21 protein-coding genes and 1 tRNA gene are annotated in these 24,554 nt (G+C 67.3%); 2 read left to right on the top strand and 20 right to left on the bottom strand.

What is annotated here, in order from left to right; translation table 11 throughout:
• Positions 1-26: 26 nt before the first annotated feature.
• The 4 genes from FIV50_RS08690 to polA form a co-directional block, all read right to left on the bottom strand.
• Positions 27-1,379, bottom strand: coding sequence for an MFS transporter (locus FIV50_RS08690; RefSeq protein ID WP_140037096.1), 1,353 nt, complete (start codon positions 1,377-1,379; stop codon positions 27-29).
• A 43-nt stretch (positions 1,380-1,422) separates the two neighbouring features.
• Entirely contained in the window at positions 1,423-2,457 is a 1,035-nt protein-coding gene (locus FIV50_RS08695) for an LLM class flavin-dependent oxidoreductase (RefSeq protein WP_140037097.1), read from the bottom strand.
• A 53-nt stretch (positions 2,458-2,510) separates the two neighbouring features.
• Positions 2,511-4,187, bottom strand: a complete 1,677-nt coding sequence (locus tag FIV50_RS08700) for a DUF885 domain-containing protein (RefSeq protein ID WP_140037098.1) — start codon at positions 4,185-4,187, stop codon at positions 2,511-2,513.
• A gap of 93 nt (positions 4,188-4,280) precedes the next feature.
• The gene (gene polA / locus FIV50_RS08705; RefSeq protein WP_181164182.1) at positions 4,281-6,914 is read right to left on the bottom strand and encodes a DNA polymerase I; all 2,634 of its coding nucleotides are present in this window, start codon (positions 6,912-6,914) and stop codon (positions 4,281-4,283) included.
• 45 nt (positions 6,915-6,959) lie between these two features.
• Between polA and FIV50_RS08710 the strand changes: the two genes are divergently transcribed.
• A complete protein-coding gene (locus FIV50_RS08710) occupies positions 6,960-7,388 on the top strand; it encodes a hotdog fold thioesterase (protein ID WP_056376870.1) in 429 nt (142 codons plus the stop codon).
• Here the strand turns inward: FIV50_RS08710 and FIV50_RS08715 are convergent.
• Together FIV50_RS08715 and FIV50_RS08720 are read right to left on the bottom strand one after the other, a co-directional pair.
• A complete protein-coding gene (locus tag FIV50_RS08715) occupies positions 7,363-7,926 on the bottom strand; it encodes a GNAT family N-acetyltransferase (RefSeq protein WP_258184189.1) in 564 nt (187 codons plus the stop codon). The two genes, FIV50_RS08710 and FIV50_RS08715, sit on opposite strands and share 26 nt — an antisense overlap.
• A 3-nt stretch (positions 7,927-7,929) precedes the next feature.
• Positions 7,930-8,550: an ANTAR domain-containing response regulator gene (locus FIV50_RS08720; protein WP_140037099.1), complete on the bottom strand. Its 621-nt coding sequence runs from the start codon at positions 8,548-8,550 to the stop codon at positions 7,930-7,932.
• A gap of 101 nt (positions 8,551-8,651) precedes the next feature.
• On the opposite strand from FIV50_RS08720, the gene FIV50_RS08725 reads away from it, so the two are divergent.
• Positions 8,652-8,734: transfer RNA gene (locus FIV50_RS08725), tRNA-Leu, on the top strand.
• 7 nt (positions 8,735-8,741) lie between these two features.
• Here FIV50_RS08725 and FIV50_RS08730 read toward each other — a convergent pair.
• The 14 genes from FIV50_RS08730 to hisG all read right to left on the bottom strand — a co-directional run bounded on the left by FIV50_RS08730 (position 8,742) and on the right by hisG (position 24,554).
• Positions 8,742-9,194, bottom strand: a complete 453-nt coding sequence (locus FIV50_RS08730; protein ID WP_140037100.1) for a hypothetical protein — start codon at positions 9,192-9,194, stop codon at positions 8,742-8,744.
• Between the two features lie 123 nt (positions 9,195-9,317).
• Positions 9,318-10,022 carry an esterase/lipase family protein gene (locus FIV50_RS08735; RefSeq protein ID WP_258184191.1) on the bottom strand — a complete coding sequence of 235 codons (705 nt, stop codon included), beginning with the start codon at positions 10,020-10,022 and terminating at the stop codon, positions 9,318-9,320.
• A 185-nt stretch (positions 10,023-10,207) separates the two neighbouring features.
• Positions 10,208-11,659, bottom strand: coding sequence for a pyruvate kinase (gene pyk, locus FIV50_RS08740; protein WP_140037101.1), 1,452 nt, complete (start codon positions 11,657-11,659; stop codon positions 10,208-10,210).
• A 56-nt stretch (positions 11,660-11,715) separates the two neighbouring features.
• Positions 11,716-13,182: a glutamate synthase subunit beta gene (locus tag FIV50_RS08745; RefSeq protein WP_140037102.1), complete on the bottom strand. Its 1,467-nt coding sequence runs from the start codon at positions 13,180-13,182 to the stop codon at positions 11,716-11,718.
• Entirely contained in the window at positions 13,175-17,698 is a 4,524-nt protein-coding gene (gene gltB / locus FIV50_RS08750; protein WP_140038700.1) for a glutamate synthase large subunit, read from the bottom strand. Before gltB ends, FIV50_RS08745 begins: the two co-directional genes overlap by 8 nt.
• Before the next feature lie 135 nt (positions 17,699-17,833).
• The gene (gene lgt / locus FIV50_RS08755; protein WP_140037103.1) at positions 17,834-18,862 is read right to left on the bottom strand and encodes a prolipoprotein diacylglyceryl transferase; all 1,029 of its coding nucleotides are present in this window, start codon (positions 18,860-18,862) and stop codon (positions 17,834-17,836) included.
• 10 nt (positions 18,863-18,872) lie between these two features.
• Positions 18,873-19,676 (bottom strand): tryptophan synthase subunit alpha, encoded by an 804-nt coding sequence (gene trpA, locus FIV50_RS08760; protein ID WP_140037104.1) that lies wholly within the window; start codon positions 19,674-19,676, stop codon positions 18,873-18,875.
• Positions 19,673-20,941, bottom strand: a complete 1,269-nt coding sequence (gene trpB / locus FIV50_RS08765; protein ID WP_140037105.1) for a tryptophan synthase subunit beta — start codon at positions 20,939-20,941, stop codon at positions 19,673-19,675. The genes trpA and trpB overlap by 4 nt, the downstream gene beginning before the upstream one ends.
• Positions 20,941-21,711: an indole-3-glycerol phosphate synthase TrpC gene (gene trpC / locus FIV50_RS08770; RefSeq protein ID WP_181164378.1), complete on the bottom strand. Its 771-nt coding sequence runs from the start codon at positions 21,709-21,711 to the stop codon at positions 20,941-20,943. Before trpC ends, trpB begins: the two co-directional genes overlap by 1 nt.
• Before the next feature lie 2 nt (positions 21,712-21,713).
• A complete protein-coding gene (locus FIV50_RS08775; protein WP_140037107.1) occupies positions 21,714-21,959 on the bottom strand; it encodes an HGxxPAAW family protein in 246 nt (81 codons plus the stop codon).
• A 48-nt stretch (positions 21,960-22,007) separates the two neighbouring features.
• A complete protein-coding gene (locus tag FIV50_RS08780) occupies positions 22,008-22,598 on the bottom strand; it encodes a Trp biosynthesis-associated membrane protein (protein WP_140037108.1) in 591 nt (196 codons plus the stop codon).
• A complete protein-coding gene (gene hisI, locus FIV50_RS08785; RefSeq protein WP_140037109.1) occupies positions 22,595-22,954 on the bottom strand; it encodes a phosphoribosyl-AMP cyclohydrolase in 360 nt (119 codons plus the stop codon). The genes FIV50_RS08780 and hisI overlap by 4 nt, the downstream gene beginning before the upstream one ends.
• Positions 22,951-23,712: an imidazole glycerol phosphate synthase subunit HisF gene (gene hisF / locus FIV50_RS08790; RefSeq protein ID WP_140037110.1), complete on the bottom strand. Its 762-nt coding sequence runs from the start codon at positions 23,710-23,712 to the stop codon at positions 22,951-22,953. Before hisF ends, hisI begins: the two co-directional genes overlap by 4 nt.
• Positions 23,712-24,554, bottom strand: a complete 843-nt coding sequence (hisG, locus tag FIV50_RS08795; RefSeq protein ID WP_140037111.1) for an ATP phosphoribosyltransferase — start codon at positions 24,552-24,554, stop codon at positions 23,712-23,714. The genes hisF and hisG overlap by 1 nt, the downstream gene beginning before the upstream one ends.

A 24,554-nucleotide genomic window follows, 5' to 3' on the forward strand; every position in this document is an offset into this window, starting at 1 on the left:
ATTCCCGCGCGCGGACACCGAGGCGATCACCGGTCGTCGAGAGCCATTCCACCGCGATCGACCAAGCCCCACGCCGCCGCTGCCGCAACGACGAAGCACGCGCCGAATACCGCGAACAGCACCGCTGCTCCCCCGGCGACGAGCACGACCGGCACGGCCAGCGGGGCGACGATCGACGCGATGCGTCCGACTCCCGCAGCCCAGCCCGCTCCTGTCCCCCGCAACGAGGTCGGATAGATCTCGGGGGTCACGGCGTACAACGCGCCCCAGGCGCCGAGATTGAAGAACGAGAGGGCCATGCCCGAGGCGATGATGGCGGCCTCGGTCGTCGATGTGCCGAAGAAGACGGCCGACACGGCCGAGCCCACGAGGAAGACCGACAGCGTCGTGCGCCTGCCCCACACCTCGATCAGCCACGCGGCGACAGCATAGCCCGGCAGTTGAGCGAGAGTGATGATGAGCGTGAAACCGAAGGACCGGACGAGATCGAATCCCGCATCGACCAGGATGCTGGGGATCCAGATGAATGCGCCGTAGTACGCGAAGTTCACGCAGAGCCAGACGATCCAGAGGCAGATGGTGCGCACCCGGAACTCCGCGTTCCACAGCGTGGTCAACCGAGCTCGCGTGGTGACGGCGATCGCGCGCGATGCCGGCTCTCTCCTGATCGCGGGCGCCGGCTCCACGCCCGCGTCCGCCTCGAAGGTCGCGACGATGCGGTCGGCCTCGGCGATGCGCCCGCGCGAGGCGAGCCATCGGGGCGACTCGGGTAGCCCCCACCGGATGACCAGTGCGTAGACCGCGGGGATCGCGCCGAGCGCGAACGCCCAGCGCCATCCGTCGTCGGATGCGGGGATCACGAAGAATCCGATCAGCGCGGCCGCCGTCCACCCCAGCGCCCAGAACGCTTCGAGAATGACGATCAGCCGGCCCCGGATGCGGGCGGGCGCGAACTCGCTGACGTACGTGGAAGCTACGGGAAGCTCGGCGCCGAGACCCAGCCCGACGAGGAAACGCAGCACGAGGAGGGCGGCGAGGCCGCTCACGAGCGCGCTTGCTCCCGTTGCGACGCCGTAGACGAGCAGGGTGAGTGCGAAGACCTGGCGTCGCCCGAGCCGATCGGCGAGCAGGCCGCCGAGGGTGGCGCCGATCGCCATGCCGATGAAGCCGACGGATGCGATCCATCCCGCATCCGTCTTCGTCAGGCCCCACTGCTGGGTGAGTGCCGCGAGAATGAACGAGATGAGCCCGACGTCCATCGCGTCCAGGGCCCAGCCGACCCCCGAGCCGGTGAGAAGCCGGAGGTGTCGGCGCGTGAACGGGAGCTCGTCGAGACGCCCGGCGATCGACGCCCGGCTCGGCAGCGCGGTGTTGGCCATTCCTTCATCGTAGAGGGGGGGTGCCGCGGTGCCGAGCTGTGCGTCAGTCGCGATCTGCGAGCAGCCGGTGCACTCGAGGGATGACCTCGGAGCCGTAGAGTTCGATGCTGCGCATCATCGCATCGTGTGACAGCGTGCCCGTGGCGTACTTCATGTCGAAGCGACCGAGCCCGAGCGTCGTGACGGTGTCGGCGATCTTGGCTGCGACCCGCTCGGGCGAGCCGACGTACAGGGCTCCGGCAGGACCCACGTCGTTCTGGAATCGAGCCCGGCTGTACGGAGGCCATCCCCGCTCGCGACCGATGGTGTTGTTCATCGCCTCGAACCCGGAGTATGCGGCCTCCCATGCTTCCTCATCGGTATCGGCGATGTGGCCCGGGGAGTGCACCGCGATGGGGTGGGAGGTCGTGCCGAACGACGCCACCGAGCGGTGGTACAGGTCGACGAACTGGCGGAAGCGCCCTGCGGGTCCGCCGATGATCGCGAGCATGAGGCCGAGTCCATGACGGGCGACGCGCACGACGGACTCAGGGCTGCCGCCCACCCCCACCCAGGTGCGCAGCCCGTTCTCCGTCTTGGGGAAGACATCGGCGTTCTCGAGCGACGCGCGCATCGACCCCGACCAGGTCACCGGCTGCTCCTTGAGAAGCTCGACGAAGAGCTCGAGCTTCTGCTCGAAGAGGGCGTCGTAGTCGCGAAGGTCGTAGCCGAAGAGTGGGAAGGACTCGATGAACGACCCTCGGCCGAGCACGACCTCAGCGCGTCCGTTCGAGAGGGCGTCGAGGGTGGCGAAGCGTTCGAACACGCGCACCGGGTCATCGGATGACAGCACCGTGACGGCAGTGCCGAGGCGGATGTTCTTCGTGCGACCGGCGATCGTGGCGAGCACCATCTCCGGCGCCGACACGGCGAACTCCGTGCGGTGGTGCTCCCCCACGCCGAAGAAGTCGACTCCGACGCTGTCGGCTCGCTCCGCCTGATCGACGATGTTGCGGATCGTCTGCGCCCCGGTGAGAAGCTCGCCGTCGTCGCCTCTCGTGATGTCGCCGAAGGTGTCCAGCCCGAACTCGATGCCCATGTCAGCCCTTTCTATTCAGCTGAATGAACAGCGGACGCGGTCGGCGCATTCCCTCAGCGCGTCAGGAGGGCGGTTCGGAGCGTGTCGAGCCCGACGCCGCCCATGTCCAGAGCCCGCTTGTGGAACTCCTTCACGTCGAAGTCCGCGCCTCGCTCAGCCTGGTACGCCTCGCGTACCTGCTCCCAGATGCGCTGGCCGACCTTGTAGGACGGCGCCTGTCCTGGCCAGCCGAGATAGCGGTTGACCTCGAACTGCACGAACTGGTCGGACATGTTCACGTTCTTGCGCATGAAGTCGAGCGCGTAGTCGGCGTCCCAGGTGCCTTCGCCATCGAGACGCGGCTTGCCGAGGTGCACCCCGATGTCGAGCACGACGCGGGCAGCACGCATCCGCTGTCCGTCGAGCATGCCCAACCGGTCAGCCGGGTCGTCGAGGTAGCCCAGCTGCTGCATCAGGCGCTCGGCGTACAGCGCCCAGCCCTCTGCATGGCCGGAGGTGCCGGCGAGCAGTCGTCGCCATGAGTTGAGCTCGGTGCGGTTGTAGACCGCCTGCGCGATCTGCAGGTGATGCCCAGGCACACCCTCGTGGTAGACCGTCGTCAGTTCGCGCCACGTGTCGAACTCGGTGACGCCCTCTGGAACCGACCACCACATGCGCCCAGGACGAGAGAAGTCGTCCGTCGGACCGGTGTAGTAGATGCCGCCCTCCTGCGTCGGCGCGATCATGCACTCAAGTGTGCGGATCGCCTCGGGGATGTCGAAGTGCGTGGCGCCGAGCTCTGCGACGGCGCGGTCGCTCGTCTCCTGCATCCACTTCTGGAGAGCGTCTGTTCCGACGAGCTTGCGGGCGGGGTCGGCCTCGAGGTGCGCGACGGCCTCTTCGACCGAGGCCCCGGGGAGGATCTCGTTCGCGATCGCGGTCTGCTCGGCGACCATGCGGGCGAGTTCTTCTCGGCCCCACTCGTAGGTCTCGTCGAGGTCGATGGTCGCTCCGAGGAAGCGGCGGGAGTTCAGTGCGTACAGCTCGCGACCGACGGCATCGATCTCCGTCGCGACGGGAGCGAGCTCGTCCGCCAGGAAGTTACGCAGTTCGTCGTACGCGACTCGAGCCGCAGCGGAGTTGTCGGCCAGAGTGCGAGCGAGCGACGCGGGGAGGTTGCCCTCCTGGGGAGCCGCATCCGCCACGAAAGCGGCGAAGAATCCGTCGTCGGCCGTGTAACGGTCGATCTGCGTCGCGACCTCGACGACCTGGCGACGAGCCGGAGTGACTCCGTCCGCGATGCCTGCACGGAGCGTCTCGGTGTATCCGCGGAGCGCATCGGGCACTGCAGCGAGACGGGTCGCGATCACAGACCAATCGTCTGCGGTCGCGGTGGGCATGAGGTCGAAAGCCGAGCGCACGTCCTGAGCGGCGGAGGCGATCACGTTGAGGTCACGCAGGTGCCACTTCGCGTCGTGCAGCTCGAGATCCAGGCTGAGCTCGGCGGAGAGGTCGGTCTTCGTGACCTCGTCGATCGCGTCGACCGGGTCGAGTGCCTGCAGCTTCGCGAGCGTCGATCGCGTTGCGTCCGCGATCTGCTCGTGCCCCTCAGGGCTCAGGTCGCCGAACCGGTCGTTGACCTCGTCTCGACCGATGTAGGTGCCCAGAGTCGGGGCGAGCACAGCAATGGTGTCGACCCATTCATCGGCGACTTTGTCGATGGCAGACGGAGTGCGGGGAGCTGAAGTCATCCCTCCAGCGTAGCCCCGCACCCCCGGCGCAGGATATCGGTGTGCCGCGTGGCCGAGCTCTGCGTCGTCGCCGTCACGACGCGTCGGCCAGCCTCAGTGTGCTGCCTCGTTCCAGTCGCGTCCGCGCCCGACCTGCACGTCGAGGGGCACGGTGAGATCCGCGGCGTCGCCCATACGCGCCCGCACGATCCGCTCCGCTGCCTCCCACTCCCCCGGCGCCACCTCGACGACGAGCTCGTCGTGAATCTGCAACAGTGCGCGCGACGCGAGACCCTCGGTGCGGAGGTCCTCGTGGATGTGCAGGAGCGCGATCTTCATGATGTCGGCCGCGCTTCCCTGAATCGGGGCGTTGAGCGCTGCGCGCTCGGCGTTCTCGCGAAGGACGCGGTTCGGGCTCGCAAGGTCGGGGAACGGGCGGCGCCGGCCGAAGATGGTCTCGGTGTAGCCGACCTCCTTGGCCTTCATGACGGATGCCCGAAGATAGTCGCGCACCGCTCCGAACCGTGCGAAGTACTCGACCATCAGCTGCTTCGCTTCGGACTGCTCGATGCGGAGCTGCTTCGACAGCCCGAATGCCGAGAGGCCGTAGACCAGGCCGTACGACATCGCCTTCACCTTCGTGCGCATCGCGGATGTCACTTCGCTCGGCTCGACGCCGAACACCCGTGCACCGACGAACCGATGCAGGTCCTCACCGCTGTTGAACGCCTCGATGAGTCCCTCGTCGCCGGAGAGATGCGCCATGATCCGCATCTCGATCTGCGAGTAGTCGGCGGTGAGCAGCGACTCGTAGCCTTCTCCCACCTGGAAGGCGCTGCGGATGCGACGGGATTCCTCGGTGCGCACCGGGATGTTCTGGAGGTTCGGATCAGTGCTCGACAGACGTCCGGTCTGGCTGCCCGTCTGCACGTACGTCGTGTGCACACGGTGATCGGCCTGGATGGCGGTGTCGAGCGACTCGATGATCTGACGGAGCTTGGTCGCCTCACGGTGCTGCAGCAGCAGTCCGAGGAACGGATGCGGGTGCGACTCCTGCAGATCGGCGAGCACAGCGGCATCCGTGGAGTACCCGGTCTTGGTCTTGCGGGTCTTGGGGAGCTGCAGGTCGTCGAACAGCACTTCTTGCAACTGCTTGGGAGACCCGAGATTGAACTCGCGACCGACGATGCCGAACGCCTCCTGGGCGAGACCCTCGGCGCGCGTCGCCAGCTCGCCCGAGAAGGTCGACAGCACGTCGTGCGAGACCGCGACTCCGGCGACCTCCATGTCGGCCAGCGTCAGCAGTGTCGGAAGCTCGATGTCGGTGAGTACGGCGGCGACGGACTCGGGGATGTCCTCGCGCAGCGCGGTCGCGACACGGAGCGCGAACCATGCCTCCTGGGAGGGAGTGGCGCCTTCAGTCTCAGGAACGAGCTGCGTCGGGTCTGCCTCTGGCAGCTTCTCACCGAGATAGCGCTCGACGAGGTCGCCGAGCGTCTTGTCGGGGAAGCTCGGACGCAGCAGCCATCCCGCGAGACTCGTGTCATAGGCCAGGCCGCTCAATCGCACACCCAGACGACGCAGAGCCTTCACCTGGGGCTTCGCGTCGTGGAGCACCTTCGGGCTCGCGGACTCGAGCCACGGCCGCAGGACTTCTACGACGTCGTCGTTCCAGTCGAGCTCACGGAGTTCCTCCCCGGACGCGGCACCGAGCCTCGTCGGAGCCCCACCCTGCACGACGAGCCGCACAGCGATGTCGTCTGTCTGCGCCTCGGCCCAGCTGACGAAATCCGCCGCGCTGACCTGGGTCGGCTCGGGCAGCACCACAGTCGTCGTCGGGTCGTCGGCGACCTCGCCCGCGCCGACGGCCTCGAACACACGAGGCAACAGGGTGCGGAACTCGAGACGGGCGAAGATGTCGCGCACGGCCTGCGCGTCGATCGGCGTGACGGCGAGGTCGTCGGGCGCGACAGGTAGCTCGACGTCGGTCAGCAGGCGATTGAGTCTGCGGTTGCGCCGCACGTCCTCGATGTGCTCGCGCAGGTTGCCGCCCACGACGCCCTTGATCTCTTCCGAGCGCTCGAGGAGATCGTCGAGCGACCCGAACTGCGTCAGCCACTTGACGGCGGTCTTCTCACCCACCTTGGGCACACCGGGCAGGTTGTCGCTGGTCTCGCCCACGAGGGCGGCGATGTCGGGGTACTGCTCGGGCCGCACACCGTAGCGTTCCTGCACCGTCGTGGGGTCGTACCTCTTGAGCTGTGAGACGCCCTGCACCGAGGGGTAGAGCAGCGTCACATCATCGGTGACGAGCTGGATGGTGTCGCGGTCTCCGGAGACCACGAGCACGTCGTAACCCTGCTCGGCCCCCTGTGCCGCGAGGGTCGCGAGGATGTCATCGGCTTCGACCCCCTCTTTCGTGAGCACCGGGATGGACATCGCGGCGAGACAGTCTTGCAGAAGGGGAATCTGCCCCTTGAACTCCTGCGGGGACTCGGAGCGCGTCGCCTTGTATTCGGGGTACACGTCGGTGCGGAACGAATGGCGCGAGGTGTCGAAAGCGATCGCCATGTGCGTCGGCTGCTCGGCCTTGATGAGGTTCACCAGCATGGACAGGAAGCCGTAGATGGCGTTCGTGTGCTGATTGTCTTTGGTCGTGAAGTTCTCGACCGGGAGGGCGAAGAATGCACGATAGGCGAGCGAATGGCCGTCGACGACCATGAGGGTAGGCTTTGCGGAGTCCGTCACCCTGTCAGCCTAACGAGGACGACAGACACCCGCTGAGGAGGAACCATGAGCGACACCGCGACCAGTGCAGGACTCGACTGGGCGACAGCCCGGGGAATGGGTGCGCTCGCTCAGAAGATGGGCATGGAGTTCCTCGAGTTCACTACCGAGCGCTGCGTCGCCACGCTTCCGGTGGAGGGCAACACACAGCCCGTCGGTCTCATGCACGGCGGCGCCTATGTGGTTCTCGGCGAGTCGCTGGGATCCATGGCCGCCAACCTGCACGCGGGCCCCGGGCGACTGGCTGTCGGTGTCGACATCAACGCGACGCACACCCGATCGGCGACGTCCGGCGTGGTGACCGGGGTGTGTACGCCCGTGCACCTCGGACGCAGCATCACGGTGCACGAGATCGTTGTCTCCGACGATCAGGGCCGCCGGTGCTCGACGATCCGGATCACCAACATGATCAAGGACGTTCCCGAGGCTCGCTGAGCGGCTCGTCCAGCAGCAGTTGGAACAGCAGGTGGTCCTGCCACTCCCCCGCGATCCGCAGATACTGCGGAGCGATGCCGATGCGCTCGAAGCCGTTGTCCGCGAGGACACGCTGTGAACCGGAGTTGTGCAGCAGGGTGGCTGCCTGCAGGCGGTGCAATCGCACCTCGTCCCGCGCATACGCGGCGACATGGTGCACCCCGCGGGATGCGAGACCGCGACGGAGACGAGTCCTGTCGATCCAGTAGCCCAGATCTGCGTTCCAGAACGCACCGCGGACGATGTTGTTGAGATTGATCCGTCCGCGGATCTCTCCATCGGACGACTCGATCACGAAGCGGATGTTCCGTCCGGCGGACGCCTCCAACACGCACTGCTCGGCGTGGAACTCCTGCCACTCCGGGGTGAAGAACCCCGGTGACCTGAGTGGCTCCCACGGTGCGAGATGCTCTCGGTTCGCCGAATACGCTCTCGCCAGTGCAGCGCCGTCGCCGATCTGCACAGGACGCAGCATGTGCTCGGCGTCGAGCCGCAGCAAAGGCTACTTCTTCGGAGCGAGCTGCTCGATGATCGCCTTGGCGACATCCTGCATCGTGAGGCGGCGATCCATCGACGCCTTCTGTATCCAGCGGAACGCCTCAGGCTCGGAGAGGCCCATCTTCTCGTTCAGCAGGCCCTTGGCCCGATCGACGAGCTTTCGGGTCTCGAAGCGCTCGACCATGTCGGCGACCTCGGCCTCGAGCGTGATGATCTGCTCGTGGCGGGCGAGGGCGATCTCGATCGCGGGCAGCAGGTCGTTCGGGGTGAAGGGCTTGACGACGTAGGCCAGTGCTCCGGCTTCGCTCGCGCGCTCGACGAGCTCCTTCTGGCTGAACGCCGTGAGCAGCACGACGGGTGCGATGTTGCCCTTGTGCAGCTTCTCGGCCGCGCTGATGCCGTCGAGCTGCGGCATCTTGACGTCCATGATGACGAGGTCGGGGCGCAGCTCGGTAGCGAGCGCCACAGCCGTCTCGCCGTCACCTGCCTCACCGACCACATCGAAGCCGTTGTCGCGGAGGATCTCGACGATGTCGAGACGGATCAGCGACTCGTCCTCGGCGACGACGACGCGTCGGGGTGCGGATGACGTGGGCTCTTCTGCTGCCTGTTCTTGCTCGGTCACAGACCCATCCTAGTGGAGACCGCCTATGAGGTCCCCCGACGGCGCGGCGGGTGCGGGTGAGCGCAGATCGCCTGCGCTAAAGTCGTAGACGCGACACACGAGCCGGCGTGGCGGAATGGCAGACGCGGAGCACTCAAAATGCTTTGTCCGAAAGGGCGTGTGGGTTCGAGTCCCACCGCCGGCACATCAGTTCAGATGCTGATCCATACCTGACCGTCGATCAGCAGATACCGGTCGAGGGCGGGACGCATCGACTCGAGGATCACCCGCTCCGCGACCGCAGGATGGTCGGCGGTGATGACGGTTCGAGGGACTGTGGCGCGGATGATCGCGTCGAGGTTCTCATCCGTCGCCTCGACGCCCACTCCGCCGACCAGCACCGGTTCGTACACCTGTCCGCCGTGCATCCGGTCGCCGTGCGGGCCCAGGACCGTGTCGCACGCTCTCGTCTGTGCCAGATAGACCGGAACACAGGCGATGGCCTCGTAGGTGCGGAAGCGACGCTTGAGGCGGTACCGGACGCCGAGGCTTCCCGGTTTCGCGGACAGCGGCGGCTTGTCATCGGTCTCCGGCGGCGCGCCGACCAGCGGGCGGGAGCGGTCACGTCGCTCGGCCACGGCGGGGTCGATGGTCAGGTCATCCATGGGTGTGGGTGCGGGCCCTCCGCCGTGCGGCAGGCCCGCGCCTGGACCAGAGTACAGGCCTGCACCTGAGAAGCTGCGCCGCCATGACACGTCGTCCGTCCGGCGCGACCTTCGACCCATCGCTCACCGCTCGGACAGCGCGGCGACCTCTGCGAGGACCCTGGGGTTCGCGAGAACCCGAAAGTGGCCTCCGGTCTCGAGACGCACGTTCTTCATCGCACCGCTGAGCTCACTGCCTTCGGGGATATGCGGGTCGAACTCCCCGTAGATCGACACGATCCGCTCGTTGACATCCCGGTGGTGCGCGAGCTGCATGATCGACGGATCCGAAGGCGAGAACGCTCGGAGGGACCGGACCGGCAGCATCCGCGCATAGCGGGAACCGCCGAAGGGCGTGGCCACCGCCACCATGGCGCGCACGCGGAAGCCTGAGGGACCCGCCATCGCCATCTTGCCGGCGAGGCCGCCTTTGCTGTGTGCGACGATGAGCGCATCGGTGAGCTGTGCCGCCTCGAGGAACTCGGTCATGAGCTGAGCCGATTCGACGACGGGCCGCCGGTTGTGCCGGAGCGAATCGAGGACATGCACGGGGTGGCCCCGGGCGTGCAGCGCCGCGATGAGAGGCTGCATGAACCGCCATGTCTCGTACACGCCGGGAAGGATCACGATCGGAGCCGCGGAGCCGGTCGCGAACGATCCGGCGTCGCTCCGATCGAAAGCGGCACGCAACTGCCAGTACACGGCGTAGGCGTAATCGGCGATCCACCAACCGGCTCGTCTCAGTGTGCGGATGGCGTCCGCCTCTCGCTCGCTTGCGTGACTGCCCACAGAGCCGAGAGATGACGGCCGTTGCGGCTCGCCACGACGGTGCGCCGAGGGAGAAGAGTCATCCGATCACGGTAGGTGCGGCGCGCACTCTCGCGCCAGCCGCTTGACAGGGCCAGGCGGGACATCGCCGAGTGGACGACGAAGGGGCGGAACAATCGTTCCGCCCCTTCGCTGTGCGACCTTGGTCAGATCGTCGCTTCCTTGTAGATCGGAGCGGCGCCGTTGACGGCGTCCCCGACCTTGTGGACGCGGATGTCGTTGGTCGAACCCACGATTCCAGGAGGGGAACCGGAGATCACGACGACCTTGTCCCCTTCGACGGCGAGACCGCTGCTGAGCAGGTAGTCGTCGACCTGCAGGTACATCAGGTCGGTGTGCTGCACCATGTCGACGAGCTTCGACTGGATGCCCCAGGTCAGGGCCATGCGACGGCGGATTCCGGGCTCGGGGGTGAAGGCGATCATCGGGATGCGCGAGCGCAGTCGCGACAGACGGCGTGCCGAGTCACCCGACTGTGTGAAGACGCAGAGGTACTTCGCCTCGACGAACTCGGCGACCTCGAGAGCGGCGAGCGTAATCGCGCCACCCTGGGTGCGCGGCTTGGTCGTGAGCGGCGCGATGCGCTCAAGTCCGTGCTCCTCGGTCGACTCGATGATGCGAGCCATCGTCTCGACGACGACGACCGGGTAGTCACCGACGCTGGTCTCGCCCGAGAGCATCACGGCGTCGGCTCCGTCGAGCACTGCGTTCGCGACGTCCGACGTCTCGGCGCGGGTGGGCACCGGGCTGTTGATCATCGACTCGAGCATCTGCGTCGCCACGATGACCGGCTTGGCCATGCGACGCGCCAGCTCGACGGCGCGCTTCTGCACGATCGGCACGGCCTCGAGAGGAAGTTCGACACCGAGGTCACCGCGGGCGACCATGATCGCGTCGAACGCGTCGACGATCTCTTCGAGCGCATCGACGGCCTGCGGCTTCTCGACCTTGGCGATGACGGGGACCTTGACGCCCTCTTCGGCCATGATCTCGTGGACGCGGCTGATGTCCTCCGCGTTGCGGACGAAGGACAGGGCGATGAGGTCGGCGCCGATGCGCAGGCCCCAGCGGAGGTCTTCCTCGTCCTTCTCGCTCAGTGCGGGCACGTTGACGGCGACACCAGGCAGGTTGATGCCCTTGTTGTTCGACACGGCTCCGGCGACGATCACGCGGGTCGTGACGGTGACGCCGTCGGTCTCGACGACCTCGACCCGCACCTTGCCGTCGTCGATGAGCAGGAAGTCTCCCGGCTTGACGTCGTTCGGGAGGCCCTTGAACGTGGTCCCGGAGATCTCCTTGTTGCCGATGATGTCTTCGGTCGTGATCTTGAAGATGTCACCCTTGGCGAGCTCGTAGGGGCCGGCCTCGAACTTGCCGAGCCGGATCTTGGGTCCCTGCAGGTCGACGAGGATGGCGACGGCGCGACCAGCGTCCTCGGCGGCCTTGCGGACGTTGGCGTAGTTGTTCTCGTGCACGGAGTAGTCACCGTGGCTGAGGTTCAGGCGCGCGACGTCCACGCCGGCGTCGATCAGTGCACGCACGGTTTCATAGGTGGAGGTGGCGGGGCCCAGGGTGGCGACGATTTTCGCGCGTCTCAACAGATTGCTCCAGGGTAGTGGGGGATGGAAATCAGGCGACGGTGCCGCGGCTCAGCCTACGCGGGCTGGAGACCGATAGCGACTTCATGCGGTCGCACAGGCTCGGGCAGAACGGTCGTGCCCATGAGGAATCGATCGACGTTGGCCGCGGCCGCACGACCTTCCGCGATCGCCCACACGATGAGGGACTGCCCGCGGCCGGCATCGCCGGCGACGAAGACACCGGGAACGGTCGACTCGTAGCTGTCATCGCGCCGGAAGGCGCCGCGGTCGGTGACCTGCGGAAGCGTGTCCTCGGTGTAGCCGTCCTGCTCCGGACCGGTGAAGCCCATCGCGATCAGCACGAGGTCTGCGGGGATCTCGCGCTCGGTGCCGCTCTTCGGCACGCGACGGCCGTCGATGTACTCGGTCTCGGCGACGCGCAGAGCACGGACTTCGCCGACGTCGTTGGAGAGGAACTCGACGGTCGAGGCGAGGAAGACGCGCTCACCGCCCTCCTCATGAGCAGACGAGACCTCGAAGAGCGTCGGCATCATCGGCCAGGGCTGGTGTCCCGGTCGTTCGGTTCCCGGCTGCTTGCCGATCGCGAGGTTCGTGACGCTGATCGCGCCCTGACGGTGTGCGGTTCCGATGCAGTCCGCACCCGTGTCGCCGCCGCCGATCACGATGACGTGCTTGCCCTCGGCGGTGATCTGCTCGGGAACCTTGTCGCCGGCGACCGCGTGGTTGGACTCGACGAGATACTCCATGGCGAAGTGCACTCCGTCGAGATCGCGACCCGGGATCGACAGGTCGCGGGGAATCGTGGATCCGGTGGCGATCACGACGGCGTCGTAGCGGGCGCGGAGGTCGGACCACGAGATGTCCTTGCCGATCTCCACTCCGGCACGGAACCTGGTTCCCTCCTCCTGCATCTGGCGAAGGCGCGACTCGAGCTGCCCCTTCTCCATCTTGAAGTCGGGGATGCCGTAGCGCAGCAGGCCGCCGATGCGGTCGTCGCGCTCGAAGACCGCGACGGTGTGACCCGCACGGGTGAGCTGCTGCGCGGCGGCGAGCCCAGCGGGCCCGGACCCCACGACCGCGACCGTCTTGCCGGTCAGACGAGCGGGAGGCTGCGGCTCGACCCAGCCCTTGGCGAAGGCCTCGTCGATGATCGAGACCTCGATCTGCTTGATCGTGACCGCGGGCTGGTTGATGCCGAGCACGCACGAGCTCTCGCACGGGGCCGGGCACAGACGACCCGTGAACTCCGGGAAGTTGTTGGTCGCGTGCAGGCGATCGATCGCCGCGCGCCCTTCTCCGCGCCAGGTGAGGTCGTTCCACTCGGGGATCAGGTTGCCCAGCGGGCAGCCCTGGTGACAGAACGGTACGCCGCAGTCCATGCAGCGCCCGGCCTGACGCTTGAGGACCGCTTGATCGCCGGCCTCATAGACCTCTTTCCAGTCCATGATGCGCACCGGCACAGGACGACGCTTCGGAAGCTCACGCTCAGTGACCTTCAGAAAACCTTTGGGATCAGCCACCGGTCACCTCCAGGATGCGGTTCCAGACGATGTCGCCGTCGGGGTCGATGCCCTCGGCGACTGCTTCCTCGCGCATGCTGCGCACTGCGGCGTAGTCCCGCGGAAGCACCTTCGTGAACTGGCCGGCGGTCTCATCGAACCGCGCCAGGATGTCGGAGCCGAGCGGCGAGGCCGTGCGCTCCACGTGTGCGACGATCAGGCTGCGCAGCACTTCGAGGTCGGCACGATCGAGCGGTTCGAGCCTGAGCTCTCCGCTGCCGAGCGACTGGGCGTTGATCTTGCCGCTGTCGAGCGAGTGGATGTAGGCCACTCCCCCGGACATGCCGGCACCGAGGTTGCGACCCGTCGAGCCGAGGATCACTGCGACCCCACCGGTCATGTACTCGAGCGCGTGGTCGCCCACTCCCTCGACGACCGCGGTCGCCCCGGAGTTGCGGACGAGGAATCTCTCGCCCACGACGCCGGAGAGGAACATCGTCCCCGCCGTCGCACCGTAACCGATGACGTTGCCCGCGATCACGTTCTCGTGAGGCTTGATGGTGGAACCACGCGCCGGACGGATCGAGATGTCGCCACCGGAGAGGCCCTTGCCGACGTAGTCGTTCGCGTCGCCTTCGAGACGGAGCACGATGCCCGAAGGGAGGAACGCTCCCAGCGACTGCCCCGCGGTGCCGCGCAGCGTGACGTCGATCGTGCCGCTGGGAAGCCCTGCAGCGCCGTGCCGCGACGTGACCTGGTGACCCAGCATCGTGCCGACCGCGCGCTCGGTGTTCGCGATGGTCAGCTCTACCACGACCGGCTCTCCGTTGAGGAGGGCGGGCTTCGCGATGTCGATGAGCTGCACATCGAAGTGCTTCTCGAGCTCGTGATCCTGAGTGCGGCGGTTGCGACGCGGCTCGCTCGCGGGGAACGCCGGGCCCTCGAGCACAGGGCTCAGGTCGAGACCCTCTGCCTTCCAGTGCTGCAGGGCGGCGTTCGCCTCGATGAGCTCGGCGCGGCCGACGATCTCGTCGATCGAGCGGAAGCCGAGCTCTGCGAGGATCTCACGGACCTCCTCGGCGATGAACTCCATGAAGTTCACGACGAATTCCGGCTTGCCCGTGAAGCGCTCGCGCAGCACCGGATTCTGCGTCGCGACGCCCACCGGGCAGGTGTCGAGGTGGCAGACCCGCATCATGATGCACCCGCTGACGACCAGCGGAGCAGTGGCGAAACCGAATTCCTCGGCTCCGAGCAGAGCGCCGATGATGACATCGCGTCCGGTCTTCAACTGGCCGTCGACCTGCACGACCACGCGGTCGCGCATGCCGTTGAGCATGAGCGTCTGCTGCGTCTCGGCGAGGCCGAGTTCCCAGGGCGTTCCTGCGTGCTTGAGGGAGTTCATCGGGCTCGCGCCCGTGCCTCCGTCGTGTCCGGACACCAGGATGACATCGCTGAGCGCCTTGGCGACTCCGGCCGACACCGCACCGATCCCCGACTGGCTGACGAGCTTGGTGTGGATACGCGCCTCGGGGTTGGCCCTCTTCAGGTCGAAGATGAGCTGCTTGAGGTCTTCGATCGAATAGATGTCGTGGTGCGGCGGCGGCGAGATGAGACCGACACCGGGCGTCCCGCCGCGCGTGCGGGCCACCCAGGGGTAGACCTTCTGCGGAGGCAGCTGACCGCCCTCGCCGGGCTTGGCGCCCTGGGCGAGCTTGATCTGGATGTCGTCGGCTTCGGTGAGGTACAGGCTCGTGACACCGAAGCGTCCTGAGGCGACCTGCTTGATCGCGCTGCGACGTTCGGGGTCGAGCAGACGATCGGTGTCCTCGCCGCCCTCACCGGTGTTCGACTTGCCGCCGAGACGGTTCATCGCGATCGCGAGCGTCTCGTGGGCCTCTTTGGAGATCGAGCCGTAACTCATGGCACCCGTCGAGAAGCGCTTCACGATCGCCGAGACCGGCTCGACCTCGTCGAGCGGCACGGGCTTGCGGGTGCCGGTGCGCAGCGTGAACATCCCGCGGAGCGTCTTGAGCTCCGCCGCCTGGTCGTCGACCATCTTCGTGTACTCGCGGAAGATGTCGTAGCGGCGTTCACGTGTCGCGTGCTGCAGCTTGAACACCGTCTCGGGGTTGAAGAGATGCGGCGAGCCGTCGCGGCGCCACTGATACTCGCCACCGGTCCAGAGTCGCTCGTGCGCACGAGCGGCCTCGTCTTCGGGATAGGCGTAGTCGTGACGCGCCTGGTTCTCGATGAAGATCTCTTGGATGCCGATTCCGCCGAGCTTCGACTCGGTGCGCGTGAAGTACTTGTCGATGAACTCCTCGCTCAGGCCGACGGCCTCGAAGACCTGGGCGCCGGCGTAGGACGACACGGTCGAGATGCCCATCTTCGACATGATCTTGAGCACGCCCTTGCCGAGCGCGTAGATCAGGTTGCGGACGGCCTTCTCGGGCGTGATGCCCGTGATGTAGCCGGTGCGCACGAGGTGCTCGACCGTCTCCATCGCGAGATACGGGTTGACTGCCGAAGCGCCGTAGCCGATCAGCGTCGCGACGTGGTGCACCTCGCGGACATCACCGGCCTCGACGATCAGACCGACCTTCATGCGGTTCTCACGGCGGATCAGGTGGTGATGGATCGCCGAGACCATGAGCAGCGACGGGATCGGGGTCAGATCCTTGTTCGAGTCGCGGTCAGACAGGATGACGAACTCGGCCCCCTGTTCGATGGCCTCGTCGACCTCGGCGCACATCTCGGTGAGACGCTTCTCGAGCGTGTTCGATCCTGCGTCGAAGTGGTACAGCCCCTTGATCGTCACGCTGGAGCGGTCGGGCAGAGCCTTGTCGATGTGCCGGATCTTCGCCAGCTCATCGTTGTCGATGACCGGGAAGTCGAGCGACACGGTGCGCGTGTGGTCCGGACCCCAGGTGAGCAGGTTGCTCTCGGGGCCGAGGCCCAGCTTGAGGCTCGTGACGACCTCTTCGCGGATCGAGTCGAGCGGCGGGTTGGTGACCTGCGCGAACTGCTGCGTGAAGTAGTCGAAGAGCAGACGCGGGCGCTTGCTCAGCACGGCGATCGGAGTGTCCGAACCCATGGCGCCGAGGGGCTCGACACCGGTCTGCCCCATCGGGGTCAGCAGCAGACGCACCTCTTCTTCGGTGTAGCCGAAGGTGCGCTGACGGCGGGTGATCGATGCCGGCGGGTGCACGATGTGCTCACGCTCGGGCAGCTCGGCGAGACGCACGGATCCGGCATCCAGCCACTCCTGCCACGGGTGCAGGGTCGCGAGGTCGTGCTTGATCTCCTCGTCTTCGATGATCCGCTGCTGCGAGGTGTCGACGAGGAACATCTTGCCCGGCTGCAGGCGTCCACGACGCTTGATCCGCTCGGGCTCGAAGGTGAGCACGCCGGTCTCCGAGCCGATGACGATCAGCCCGTCGGTCGTCTCGGTCCAGCGCCCGGGGCGCAGGCCATTGCGGTCGAGGGTCGCTCCGACCACGGTGCCGTCGGTGAAGATGAGGGCGGCCGGGCCGTCCCACGGCTCCATCTGGTTCGAGTGGTACTCGTAGAACGAGCGCAGCTCCGGCGAGATGTCGGACTGCTTCTCGTAGGCCTCGGGCACCATCATCATGATGGCGTGCGGCAGGCTGCGGCCCGTGAGGGTCAGCAGCTCGAGCACCTCGTCGAAGGATGCCGAATCGCTGGCGCCGTCGGTGCAGATCGGCAGCAGAGGCGCGACATCGCCGAGCAGCTCGGACTCGAGCTGTGACTGGCGCGCGCGCATCCAGTTGCGGTTCCCGCCGACGGTGTTGATCTCACCGTTGTGCGCGAGCATGCGAAGCGGCTGAGCGAGCGGCCACGACGGGAAGGTGTTCGTCGAGTAGCGCGAGTGCACGACCGCGAGCTCGGACATGAACCGCTCGTCCTGCAGGTCGGGGTAGAACGGCTCGAGCTGCAGCGTGGTGACCATGCCCTTGTAGCCGAGCGTGCGGGCGGACAGCGTCACGAAGTACGCGCCCAGCTCGTGTCCTGCGCGCTTGCGCAGGCGGTAGGCGACGCGGTCGAGGGCGATGCCGGTGAGCGGAGCGTCGGAGTGCGTCGCTCCCCCGGCGCTCACGAAGAGCTGCTCGAAGGCGGGGCGAGCCTCGTCGGCGAGCTTGCCGAGGTTGTCGTTGGCGGTCGGCACCTCGCGCCAGCCGAGGACGCGGAGACCTTCGGAGCGGGCGATCTTCTCGATGCCGGCCTTCTGCTGACGGCGCTCGCTGGAATCGCGCGGGAGGAATGCCAGACCCGCGGCGTACTCGCCGACCGGGGGCAGTTCGAAGTCGGTCACCGCTCGCAGGAACACGTCGGGCATCTGCGTCAGGATGCCCGCGCCGTCTCCGGTGCCGGCATCCGAGCCGATAGCACCGCGGTGCTCGAGGTTGCGCAGCGCTTCGAGTGCCAACGAGATGATGTCGTGGCCCGCTTCACCACGAAGCGTCGCGACCATGGCGAGGCCGCAGGCGTCCTTCTCGAACGCCGGGTTGTACATGCCCTGCTTCGGGGGGTAAGCGCCGGAAGCGCCGTAGGGAGGCTGAAAATACACCAGTACCGTCCTCAGATCTGCAGCTGACCCGGGGACGTCATTGGCCGGGTGGATGTGATGGGGTCCGCACGGACCGGTCGGCTATCGAGCGCCTTCGGTGTCCGTGGGAGCGGTGCTTGTGGCGCTGGCTCCTGCGGCGACTTCTTCGGACGGAGGCTCACTCACGTCCACGAAATCGGAGGGATTGTTCTGCGATTCTACATCAGCGTCGAGATCCTTCCGGCCGCGGCCGGGCTGGTACGGCGACGGCTCGAGTCCGGGGTGACGGCGCGACTGCACGATGAGGATCGCGAGACCCACGACGATGCCGATGATGGCGGCCCAGACGTTGCTGCGGAGCCCCAGGAGGATCTCGCTCGGATCGATGCGGATCGACTCCCAGACCACTCGGCCGGCGCTGTACCAGATGAGGTAGATCGCGAAGAGCTTGCCCCACTGGAATGCGGTCGCCTTGCGGCTGAGCCAGAGCAGCACGATCACTCCGAGGCCGTTCCAGAGCACCTCATAGAGGAAGGTCGGGTGGAACAGCGTGCCCTCGGGAAGCCCCGGAGGGAAGGCCGAGTTGTCAGAGGGGATCTCGAGACCCCACGGCAGGTCGGTGGGGAGCCCGAAGAGCTCGTTGTTGAACCAGTTGCCGAAACGGCCCATGGCCTGCGCCAGCAGGAGTCCCGGGGCCAGCGCGTCGGCGAAGGTCCAGAAGCGGATGCCGGTCCAGCGGCACCCGAGGTACGCGCCCACGGCACCGCCGATGAGTGCGCCGAAGATGGCGATGCCACCCTCCCAGATCGCCCAGACCGAACCGGGCTCGAACGGGTTCCAGGTGTTCCTGCCCTCGCCGAAGTAGAAGTTCGGGTGGGTGAGCACGTGGAAGATGCGCGCCCCGATGATCGCCAGCGGCACAGCGAGGATCGAGATGTCGATCACGACCCACGGCTCTGCCCCGCGCCTGGTGAGGCGGTGGTTGGTCAGCAGCGTGGCGGCGATGATGCCGGCGATGATGCAGAGCGCGTAGAAGTGGATCCGGAGCGGGCCGAGGTCGATGTAAGAGACCGAGGGGCTCGGGATGCTGGCGAGCACGCCGCTGAAAGTGCTGTGGAGCGCGAGGGACATGAGTGCGATTCTAGTTCTCGTGTACGGGGCTTGCCGACGACGTGCCGACCGCCAGGTTTCGGGTGACCTCTGCGAGGGCGGGGATGCCGCCGTCCCGGAGGGCGCGGACCAGCGCGGTGCCGACGATCGCGCCGTCCGCGTATTCGGAGACTCCGGCGATCTGCTCGGCGGTAGAGATTCCGATGCCGACGCACGCGCGGACATCTCCGTGCGCGCGCAGACGACCGACCAGGGTGCGCGCAGCCCGGTCGAGCTCGGTGCGCTCACCGGTGATGCCCATCGTCGAGACGGTGTAGACGAAGCCGGTCGAGGACTTCACGACCAGCTCGAGGCGTTCGTCCGACGAGGTGGGGGCGGCGAGGAAGACACGGTCGAGGCCGGTGCGCTCACTCGCGGCGATCCATTCCCCCGCGACCTCCGGGGTGATGTCGGGGGTGATGAGCCCGGCGCCGCCGGCGGCGAGCAGATCATCGGCATAACGATCGACGCCGTACTGGAACACGGGGTTCCAGTACGTCATGACCAGCACGGGCACGTCCGTCGCGGCGGTGATCGCGCGCACAGCCGTGAAGAGGTCCTTCATCTTGAACCCGTTCGCGAGTGCCGCGGTGGTCGCTTCCTGGATCACCGCACCGTCCATCACCGGGTCACTGTAGGGCGGGCCGAGCTCGATGATGTCGACGCCGTTCTCGGCGAGTGCGATGGCGGCCTGGATGCTGGTCTCGAGATCGGGGAACCCGACCGGCAGGTATCCGACGAAGGCGCTGCGACCGGCCTGATGGGCTGCGGCTATCGCCTGTTCCACGCGGCTCACAGTTCCGGCTCCCCCTTCGACGCGGCTGCCTCGGCGTCGCTCTCTTTCTCGACATCGTGAGCGAGTGCCTCGGCGTCGTAGAGGTCGAAGTACCGAGCAGCCGTGTCCATGTCCTTGTCTCCGCGGCCGGAGAGGCAGATGGCGAGCACGGCATCCGGTCCGAGGTCACGGCCGAGGCGGAGTGCGCCGGCGAGGGCGTGCGCGGACTCGATGGCCGGGATGATGCCCTCGGTGCGGCTCAGCAGACGCAGTGCCTGCATGGCCTCGTCGTCGGTCGCAGGAATGTACTCGGCGCGGCCGATGTCGGCGAGCCACGAGTGCTCGGGTCCGACGCCCGGATAGTCGAGACCCGCCGAGATCGAGTGCGACTCGACCGTCTGACCGTCTTCGTCCTGGAGCACGTAGGTTTTGGCGCCGTGCAGGATGCCGGGGCGACCACGTTCGATCGAAGCGGCATGCCGTGGGGTGTCGACGCCGTCACCGGCAGCCTCGACGCCGTAGAGCTTCACACCCTCGTCGTCGAGGAACGCATCGAACATGCCGATCGCGTTCGAGCCGCCTCCGACACAGGCGATGACCGCATCGGGCAGACGCCCTACCTCGTCGAGGAGCTGCTGTCGAGCCTCTTCGCCGATGATCTTCTGGAAGTCGCGGACCATCGCGGGGAACGGGTGCGGACCTGCGGCGGTGCCGAAGATGTAGTTGGTGGTCTCGACCGACGCGACCCAATCGCGATAGGCGTCGTTGATCGCATCCTTCAGGGTGCGGGATCCGGAGGTGACTGCGACGACCTCCGCGCCCAGCAGCCGCATCCGCGCGACGTTCAACGCCTGGCGTTCGGTGTCGACCTCACCCATGTAGATCGTGCACTCGAGGCCGAACAGAGCCGCGGCCGTCGCAGTGGCGACGCCGTGCTGGCCCGCTCCCGTCTCGGCGATCACGCGCTTCTTGCCGAGGCGCTTGGTCAGCAGCGCCTGACCGAGCACGTTGTTGATCTTGTGCGAGCCGGTGTGGTTGAGATCCTCACGCTTGAGGAAGACTCGCGCTCCGCCGGCGTGCTCGGCGAACCGGGCGACCTCGGTGAGCGGAGACGGGCGCCCGGCGTACGAGCTGAGCAGCGACGCGAGCTCTTCGCGGAAAGCCGGGTCGACGATCGCATCGGCGTACGCCGCGGAGAGCTCGTCGATCGCGGCGATCAGCGACTCGGGCATGTATCGCCCGCCGTATTCGCCGAACAGGGGACCATGCTGATCTCGCAGGCTCATCACGCCTCCAGGAAGCTCTTGAGTGTGGCGACCGGGTCGCCCGTGACGAGCGCCTCCCCGATCAGGACGACGTCAGCACCCGCGGAGCGGTAGTGCGTGACGTCTGCAGGGGTGAGGACCGCGGACTCGGCGATCTTGACCGCGGAATCCGGAATGCGATCGACGAGACGGCCGAACAGGTCACGGTCGAGCTCGAGTGTCGTCAGATCGCGGGCGTTGACACCGATCAGCGGTGCACCGAGGTCGATCGCGACCTCGAGCTCGTCGGCCGAGTGCGTCTCGACGAGCGGAGTCATGCCGAGCTCGGTGATGAAGCCGAACAGGTCACGGAGCACATGAGGCTCGAGCCCGGCGACGATCAGCAGCACGAGGTCGGCACCGGCCGCTCGTGCTTCGAGCACCTGGTATCGGTTCGCGATGAAGTCCTTGCGCAGCACAGGCAGCGACACGCGGGCCGTGACGGCCTCGAGATCGGCGAGGCTGCCGCCGAAGCGACGCTCCTCGGTGAGGACGCTGATCGCCGAGGCACCGCCCGTCTCATACAGCGAAGCCTGGAGTGCCGGGTCGGGGATATCGGCGAGAGCGCCGCGCGACGGGCTCGCGCGCTTCACCTCGGCGATGATCTTCACGCGCTCGGCGGGAGCGAGGAACACGAGCGCATCCTTGGCGGCGGGACGCGAGAGAGCATCGCGCTCGACGTCGGCGAGGGGCCGGGTCAGAGCGCGACGTTCAGCGTCTGCGACTGCGCCGGCCGTGAGGTCGGCGAGCACCATTAGTGCGCCTTCGGCGAGTACTTGGGGCCCTTCACGCCGTAACCGGCCTTCGAGAGCAGCCAGCCCACGAGCGCGCCGATCGGGACGATCGCGGCACCCACCCAGATCAGGGCGACCCACACGGGGCTGAACTCGGCGAGGCAGAACGCCAGCGTGCCGATCGTGAAGCCGGCGAGCATGATGATGACGCCCGTCCATGCGGCAGGCGAGTGTCCGTGGCCGGGGTCAGCGATCGGGTTGGTCATGGTCTCCTCCGGGGGACGACGTGCTGGTTCTGATCAAGTCTATCGGGGTCATCGTGTCGGGTCGGTTCCGCGCGACAGGTCGTCCCATGAATCGATCGCGTCGACAGGACCGGCGCTCGATTCGACATGTGCGGCGTCGGTGCGGTACCGGCGTCCTCCGCGCTTCCAGCGTCGCCAGGTGAGGAGCACGACAAGGGATGCCGCCAGCAGGATGACCCAGCCGATGAGCGTCATCACGGGCCAGGCCGAGAGCTCGATGCCGGCGACGACATCGGCGATCGCCGCGCTGCCTGCGAGCCCCGTGGTCTCCGTGACGGTGGGGCCGACAGCGCTCAGCGGCGCGGTCAGGAGCAGCTGCAGAGTCGTCCAGCCGAGGAAGAGCGAGGCTGCGGTGGCGAGCACGCCGAACACGAGCCGCATCACCGGGCCGACGATCGAGAGCGCGATGCCGAGCGCCAGGACCGCGAGGCTCAGCGGAGCGAGCAGCGGCAACGCCGACGAGCCGGGCACGAGGATCGCCTCCCCGGCATCGGCGCGTGCGACCGTGAGCCATGTCTGGGTCGACGAGATGATCCCGATCGCCCCCGAGAGAAGGAAGCCGGAGACGGCGATCGAGCGACCTCTCTGCACGAACGTCACGCGGCCGAGCTCCCCTCGACGGCACGGAGGTCCGTCGTGTCGAAGCAGGTGCGCGTGCCGGTGTGGCAGGCGGGGCCGGTCTGGTCGACTCGCAGCAGGATCGCGTCGCCGTCGCAGTCGAGTCTCGCCTCGTGCACCACCTGGATGTGCCCGGAGGTGTCTCCTTTACGCCAGTACTCCTGACGGGAGCGCGACCAGTACACCGCGCGGCCCGTGGTGAGGGTGCGGCGCAGCGCCTCGGCATCGACCCACGCGAGCATGAGGACCTCTGCCGTGTCCCACTGCTGCACGATCACCGGCGCGAGGCCGTCGTCGTTGAAGGCGACCTGGGCGATGCGCTCGTCGACATCGGTCATCGGACGATCACTCCCTCCGCGCGCAGCGCGTCCTTGACGTCTCCGACCGTAAGTGCACCGGTGTGGAACACGCTGGCTGCGAGCACCGCATCCGCTCCTGCCTTGATCGCCGGAGCGAAGTCGGAGGCCTTGCCGGCGCCGCCCGAGGCGATCACCGGCACAGACGCGGCCTCGCGCATGAGCTTCACCAGTTCGAGGTCGAAGCCGTCTCGCGTGCCGTCGGCGTCGATCGAGTTGACCAGCAGCTCTCCTGCCCCGCGCTCCGCGGCTTCACGCGCCCAGTCGAGCGCATCGAGGGTCGTCCGGGTGCGCCCGCCGTGGGTGGTGACGACGAAGCCGGAGGGAGTGCCGGTCGCCCGCTTGACGTCGAGCGACAGCACCAGCACCTGCGCACCGAAGCGGTCGGCGATCTCGCCGATCAGCTCAGGGCGGGCGATCGCGGCCGAGTTGACCCCGACCTTGTCGGCGCCGACCGAGAGCAGCCGCGCCACGTCGTCGACGCTGCGCACTCCCCCACCGACCGTCAGCGGCACGAACACCTGCTCAGCCGTGCGCTGCACGACGTCGTACGTCGTGGCGCGGGCGTCGACGGTCGCGGTGACGTCGAGGAAGGTGATCTCGTCTGCGCCCTGCGCCGCGTAGTGGCGTGCGAGCTCGACGGGGTCGCCCATGTCGCGCAGGTTCTCGAAGTTGACGCCCTTGACGACGCGGCCATCGGCGACATCGAGGCACGGGATGACACGACTCGCGAGTGTCATCAGAGCCTCGCGTTGTGGATCGCCGTGACGAGGATCGCGCGGGCGCCGAGCGCGTACAGCGCGTCCATGACGGGGTTGACTCGGGCGCGTGCCACCATCACTCGGACGGCGACCCACTCGGGGTCGCGCAGCGGCGAGACGGTGGGCGACTCGATGCCACCCGCGATCTTGACGGCATCGTCGAGGAGAGCCAGCGGCAGGTCGTAGTCGATCATCACGAACCGGCGAGCGACCATGACGCCGCGCAGGCGCCGCAGAAGCGTCTCAGAGCCCTCTGCATCATGCGGGCCGGCGATCAGCACGGCCTCGGACTGCAGGATCACAGGGCCGAAGACGTCGAGTCCCGCCTGACGCAGCGTCGTGCCGGTCTCTACGACATCGGCCACTGCATCCGCGACGCCGAGACGCACGGCCGACTCCACTGCGCCGTCGAGGGGCACGAGGTCGACCGCGATGCCGCGCTCGTCGAGGAACGCGTCGACGAGACCCGGGTACGACGTCGCGATACGCAGGCCGTCGAGCTCGGACACATCGGTGTAACGACCGGACGGCGCGGCGAAGCGGAAGGTCGACCCGGCGAAGCCGAGCGCCTCGATCTCGCGCGCACCGGGCATGCGGGCGTCGAGGAGCAGGTCGCGCCCCGTGATGCCGACGTCGATGGCACCGGAGCCGACGTAGGTCGCGATGTCCTTCGGGCGGAGGTAGAAGAACTCGACGTCGTTGTCGGCATCGACGACGTGGAGTGTCTTGGGATCACGACGACCGGCGTAGCCGGCCTCCGCGAGCATGTCGGCGGCCGTCTCGGAGAGAGAGCCCTTGTTGGGAACAGCAATGCGCAGCAT

The organism is Microbacterium foliorum (assembly GCF_006385575.1).
GTDB lineage: Bacteria > Actinomycetota > Actinomycetes > Actinomycetales > Microbacteriaceae > Microbacterium > Microbacterium foliorum_B.